Source organism: uncultured Phenylobacterium sp., from assembly GCF_902826855.1.
Taxonomy (GTDB): Bacteria; Pseudomonadota; Alphaproteobacteria; order Caulobacterales; family Caulobacteraceae; genus Phenylobacterium.
In genome coordinates this window covers 1-5,015 of sequence record NZ_CADEGK010000276.1, presented here as the reverse complement: position 1 = coordinate 5,015, position 5,015 = coordinate 1, and the positions used below count along the sequence as shown (strand labels likewise).

Here is a 5,015-nt window from a genome sequence, read left to right as displayed (position 1 = left end):
GGGCCGACAAGGCCGGCGTCACACTCTGCGACTGGGAGGGCGAATTCCTGGGCAGCGTCGCCGACCGCCTGAAGACCTACGGCCGCGCCTTCGGCGACCCCGAGAAGGGTGCGCCAGGCCAGGCGCTCTCGGCCATGCAGGCCGTGAAGCTCAAGGAGATCGCGGCCAAGGCCAAGGGGGAGCCCAAGGCCATGCCGCGTGGGCGCGGTTTCCGGCGCAAGCCGTCCGGCTAGGCCGCGACCTCTTCGACGCTTTCGCCTTCCGCCTCGGCCTTGACCAGGCCGTCGAGACCCTGTTCGCGGACCTTGCGATAGAGGGTGGAGCGGCCGATGCCGAGACGCCTGGCCACTTCGCTCATGTGGCCGGCATACACCTCGATGGCGAGCTGGATGAGGTCGCGCTCGATCTCCTCCAGGGTGCGCAGGTGGCCGCGGGCGTCGAGGATGCGAACGGGCGAGTCGGGACTGCCGGCGGCGGCAGCGGCCGGCGAGGCCGCCGCGCCGGCCGCGGAGACCGCCGCGGGCGCATCGTACTCGGGCGGCGGCGCGGCGACGCCGGAGATGGCCGGGAAGTCGTGCGGCTGCAGGTAGGGCGCGTCGGCCAGAACGATGGCGCGGTAGACGGCGTTCTCCAGCTGGCGGACGTTGCCGGGCCAGTCGAAGGCGGTGAGGTAGCCCAGGGTCTCGGGAGAGGCGCCCACCACCGACTTGCCCTCCTCCACGTTGAAGCGGCGGACGAAGGCGTCGACCAGGGCGGCGATGTCCTCGCGCCGTTCGCGCAGCGCCGGGGCCTCGATCGGGAAGACGTTCAGGCGATAGAACAGGTCCTCCCGGAACCGGCCCTCGGAGACGCCCAGGGTCAGGTCGCGGTTGGTGGCCGAGACGATGCGCACGTCGACCTTGATGGAGCGCTTGGCGCCGATCGGGTCGATCTCGCTCTCCTGCAGGGCGCGCAGCAGCTTGACCTGCACGTCCAGCGGCAGCTCGCCGACTTCGTCGAGGAACAGGGTGCCGCCGTTGGCCTCCTGGAACTTGCCCAGGTGCTTGTCGGTGGCGCCGGTGAAGCTGCCCTTCTCATGGCCGAACAGGATGCTCTCGACCAGGTTCTCCGGGATGGCGCCGCAGTTGACGGCCACGAAGGGCTTGCCGGCGCGCTCGGAGGAGCCGTGGACCGCGCGCGCAATCACTTCCTTGCCGACCCCGCTCTCGCCGGTGATCAGGATGGGGATGGACGACTTGGCCGCCCGCTCGCCCAGCCGCTTGACCATCTGCATCGGGGCGGAGCCGCCGATCAGGTCGTCGAAGGTGGTGCGCCCGGTGGCGTGCTTCTTCAGGCGGGCCACTTCGCTCTTCAGCGAGCCCATCGACAACGCATTGCGGATCGAGACGGTGATGCGCTCGGGGCTGGCGGGCTTCACGAAGAAGTCACCGGCCCCGGCCTGCATGGCCGAGACCACGGTGTCGATGCCGCCGGTGGCGGTTAGCACGATGACCGGCTGGTTGAACCCGCGGGCGCGCATCTCGATCAGGGTGTCCTGGCCGGACATGCCGGGCATCACCAGATCGAGAAGCACCACGTCGGCGGCGCCGCCGGAGGTCAGGTGCTGGATCGCCTCGTCGCCGCTCTGGGCGTGTGCGACAGCGAAGCCGTCGCGCTCCAGGACCGCCTGGATCAGGCGCCGCTGGGTAGGGTCGTCGTCGACGACAAGGACCGTTTTGGCCATGAAGAACACCCACCGAAATTTGAACGCCCGCTCTTCTGGCGAGGCCTTGTTCTTGTCCCGGAGTGATACAAGCGAAGGGTAAAGGCGGCGTTTCGCAGACCTGAGTCAGGGATTAACGGGCAGGATTTTTCGCGACCGGCGTTCGGCGTCGAAGACCGGCAGGAACAGCCCAACCAGGGGCCCGACGGCGAACGCGAAGATCACCGTGCCCAGACCCACCGTCCCGCCCAGCAGCCAGCCGAAGGCCAGGGCCGTGAGCTCGATGCCGGTGCGCACGGGGGCGACTCGCCAGCCGGTCAGCCGCACGATCCCCGTCATCAGCCCGTCGCGCGGGCCCGGGCCAAGCCCCGCGCCAATGTACATCCCGCCGGCGACGCCGTTCAGGGCGATGGCGAACAGCAGCAGCCCGGTGCGCAGTGGCAGGCCTTCGAGAGGCGGGACGATCCATAGCGTCAGGTCCGCGACCGTGCCGATGACGAGGACGTTGGCGACCGTGCCGATCCCCGGCCGCTGCCTGAGCGGGATCCACAGCAGCAGGGTGAGCGCGCCCACCGCGTTGGTGACCAGGCCGATGGAGAGGCCCAGCTGATCGGCCAGCCCCTGGTGGAACACCGACCACGGGCCCAGCCCCAGGCCGGCGCGCACCATCAGGCCGATGGAGACGCCGAACAGGCCGAGACCGAGGAACAGTTGGGCGAGGCGGCAGAGCATGGGAAGCCAGATGCGGCCAACTGGCATTTGAAACCAGGGCCAGTCCTGCGAAGCTGGACCTCATGAGCCCGCGTCGCATCAGCCCCGCCTCCGTCGTCCGCCTGCTGGGCGCCTGGCGCGGCGAGCGCGTGGGACCGGCCTACGGCCAGTTGTCCGACAGCCTGCGCCTGCTGATCCTCGACGGGCGGTTGGCGCTGGACGTGGTGCTGCCGGGCGAGCGGGAGCTGGCCGCGGCGCTGGAGGTCAGCCGCACCACCGTGACCGCCGCGCTCGCCCGCCTGCGCGACGACGGCTTCCTGGAGCGGCGGCAGGGTGCGGGCGCGAGAACGCGGCTGCCCGCGGGACCGGGCGAGCGGGGCGGCGGGCTTATCTCAGATTCGCGAGCCGAGGGCGTGCTTGACCTCGCCTCGGCCGCGCCCCCGGCCAGCGAGGCGGTGCACGGCGCGTATGCCGCGGCCCTGTCGGCGCTGCCGGCGCACCTCCCGCAGACCGGCTATGGGGTCCTGGGCCTGCCGCGGCTGCGCGAGGCGATCGCCGAGCGCTACACGCGACGCGGCCTGCCGACGACGCCGGATCAGATCATGGTCACCAACGGCGCGCAGCACGCGCTGGCCCTGATGCTGCGGCTGTTGGCCGGACCGGGCGACAGGGTGGTGATCGACCATCCGACCTATCCGCACGCCATCGACGCCATCCAGCGCGCCTCGTGCCGGGCCGTGCCGGTCGGGCTGCCGGACGAGGGCTGGGACGTGGACGGCGTGGCGGCGGCGCTGAGCCAAAGCGGGCCGCGGCTGGCCTACCTCATCGCCGACTTCCACAACCCCACCGGCCGCTGGATGACGCCGCACGCACGCGCCGCGATCGCCGCGGCCGCCCGGCGGACGCGAACGACGCTGATCTTCGACGAGACCCTGGTGGACCTGTGGCTCGATGCGCCGATCGCGCCCTATGGGTTCGAGGACCCCGGCGATGGCGTGGTCCGCCTGGGCTCCACGGGCAAGAGCTACTGGGGCGGCCTGCGGCTGGGCTGGATCCGCGCCGATGTGCAGGCGATCCAGGCTCTGGGACCACGCCGCGCATCCATCGACCTCGGCACCCCGCTCCTGGAACAGCTCGCGGCCGCCCACCTACTGGTCGGCGACGAGGCGCCGCTGGTAGCGCGGCGGGAAATGCTGCGGGCGCGGCGCGACCACCTGCTGGCGCGGATGGCGGCCGAGCTTCCCGACTGGCGCGTGAGCTCGCCGCCCGGGGGCCTGTCGCTGTGGGCGGAGTTGCCCACGCCGGTCTCCAGCGCGCTTGCCGCCACGTCCGAACGCCATGGCCTGCGCCTGGCCGCTGGCCCTCGCTTCGGCGTCGACGGCGCCTTCGAGCGCTTCCTGCGCATCCCCTACACGCTGACGCCGGATGACCTGGGCGAGGCGGTCGCGCGCCTGGCCGTGGCCTACGAGCGCCTGAGGCCCACCTCGACGCAGGCGCGGGCCGGCGTCGGCGCCGTGGTTTAGCCGGGCAGCACCGCGGCGAACTGCTCGGCGATCCAGGCGGCCTGGCTGTCGGTCAGGATCAGCGGCGGGGCGATGCGGATGGTGTGGTCGTGGGTTTCCTTGGCCAGGAGGCCGCGGGCCTGCAGGGCCTCACAGACTGTGCGCGCGCCACCGGCGTCGGCATGCAGCTCGACGGCGATCATCAGGCCGCGGCCGCGGACCTGTTTCACGCGCGGCGCATCGATGGAGTCCAGATCGGCCTGCAGGCGCGCGCCGACGCGGGCGGCGTTCTCGACCATGTCCTCCTCCACCAGCACCTTCAGCGCCGCGCGGGCGACCGCGCAGGCGAGCGGGTTGCCGCCGAAGGTGGAGCCGTGCTCGCCGGGGTGCAGCACGCTCATCACCTCGGAGTTCGAGAGCACGGCGCTGACCGGATAGAAGCCGCCGGAGAGCGCCTTGCCGACCAGGGTGAGGTCGGCCTCGATGCCTTCATGCTCCTCCGCCAGCAGCTTGCCGGTGCGGCCGAGGCCGGTCTGGATCTCGTCCAGGATCAGGATGACGTTGTGGGCCGTGCAGAGCTCGCGCACCCGCTTCAGATAGCCGGCAGGCGGGATGATCACGCCCGCCTCGCCCTGGATCGGCTCGACCAGGAAGGCGACGGTGTTGGGGCCGATGGCGGCTTCCAAGGCGTCGGCGTCGCCGAACGGGACGGTCCTGAATCCCGGCGCGAAGGGCCCGAAGCCGCCGCGCGACTGCGGGTCGGTGGAGAAGCCGACGATGGCCACGGTGCGGCCGTGGAAGTTCTCGGAGGCGACGATGATCTCGGCCTGACCGTCCGGCACGCCCTTGACCTCATAGCCCCACTTGCGAGCCACCTTGAGCGCGGTCTCCACGGCCTCGGCCCCGGAGTTCATCGGCAGGGCCTTGTGGGAGTGGGTGAGCGCGGATAGCTCGTCGTAGAAGGGCGTCAGCTGGTGGTTGCGGAAGGCCCTCGAGGGCAACGGCAGCCGCCCTGCCCGCTCGGTCATGGCGGCCAGGGTCTAAGGGGGGAAGTGTCGCTCGTCACCCCCCGTCCGCGCCAACAGCGAGCCATGGTAGTG

Annotated in this window: 4 protein-coding genes and 1 pseudogene; 2 read left to right on the top strand and 3 right to left on the bottom strand. The window is 71.4% G+C overall.

Annotated elements, in window-relative coordinates; translation table 11 throughout:
• A pseudogene (locus QZV94_RS23135) lies at nt 1-233 on the top strand (hypothetical protein); the annotation flags it as partial.
• On the opposite strand, the gene QZV94_RS23130 reads toward QZV94_RS23135, so the two are convergent.
• On the bottom strand, nt 230-1,723 hold the full coding sequence (locus tag QZV94_RS23130) for a sigma-54 dependent transcriptional regulator (protein ID WP_293682533.1): 1,494 nt from the start codon (nt 1,721-1,723) through the stop codon (nt 230-232). The pseudogene QZV94_RS23135 and the gene QZV94_RS23130 sit on opposite strands and share 4 nt — an antisense overlap.
• Before the next feature lie 105 nt (nt 1,724-1,828).
• Entirely contained in the window at nt 1,829-2,434 is a 606-nt protein-coding gene (locus QZV94_RS23125; RefSeq protein ID WP_293682531.1) for a hypothetical protein, read from the bottom strand.
• Nucleotides 2,435-2,496: 62 nt separating this feature from the next.
• Between QZV94_RS23125 and QZV94_RS23120 the strand changes: the two genes are divergently transcribed.
• A complete protein-coding gene (locus QZV94_RS23120) occupies nt 2,497-3,936 on the top strand; it encodes a PLP-dependent aminotransferase family protein (protein ID WP_293682529.1) in 1,440 nt (479 codons plus the stop codon).
• On the opposite strand, the gene rocD is transcribed toward QZV94_RS23120, so the two are convergent.
• Nucleotides 3,933-4,943 carry an ornithine--oxo-acid transaminase gene (gene rocD, locus QZV94_RS23115; protein WP_293682527.1) on the bottom strand — a complete coding sequence of 337 codons (1,011 nt, stop codon included), beginning with the start codon at nt 4,941-4,943 and terminating at the stop codon, nt 3,933-3,935. The genes QZV94_RS23120 and rocD overlap by 4 nt on opposite strands.
• Nucleotides 4,944-5,015: the final 72 nt, after the last annotated feature.

What these genes read in the sequence shown, in the direction of transcription:
- rocD (WP_293682527.1), bottom strand. Translation starts at nt 4,943, where the DNA reads ATGACCGAGCGGGCAGGGCGGCTGCCGTTGCCCTCGAGGGCCTTCCGC.
- QZV94_RS23125 (WP_293682531.1), bottom strand. Translation starts at nt 2,434, where the DNA reads ATGCTCTGCCGCCTCGCCCAACTGTTCCTCGGTCTCGGCCTGTTCGGC.
- QZV94_RS23120 (WP_293682529.1), top strand. Translation starts at nt 2,497, where the DNA reads ATGAGCCCGCGTCGCATCAGCCCCGCCTCCGTCGTCCGCCTGCTGGGC.
- QZV94_RS23130 (WP_293682533.1), bottom strand. Translation starts at nt 1,723, where the DNA reads ATGGCCAAAACGGTCCTTGTCGTCGACGACGACCCTACCCAGCGGCGC.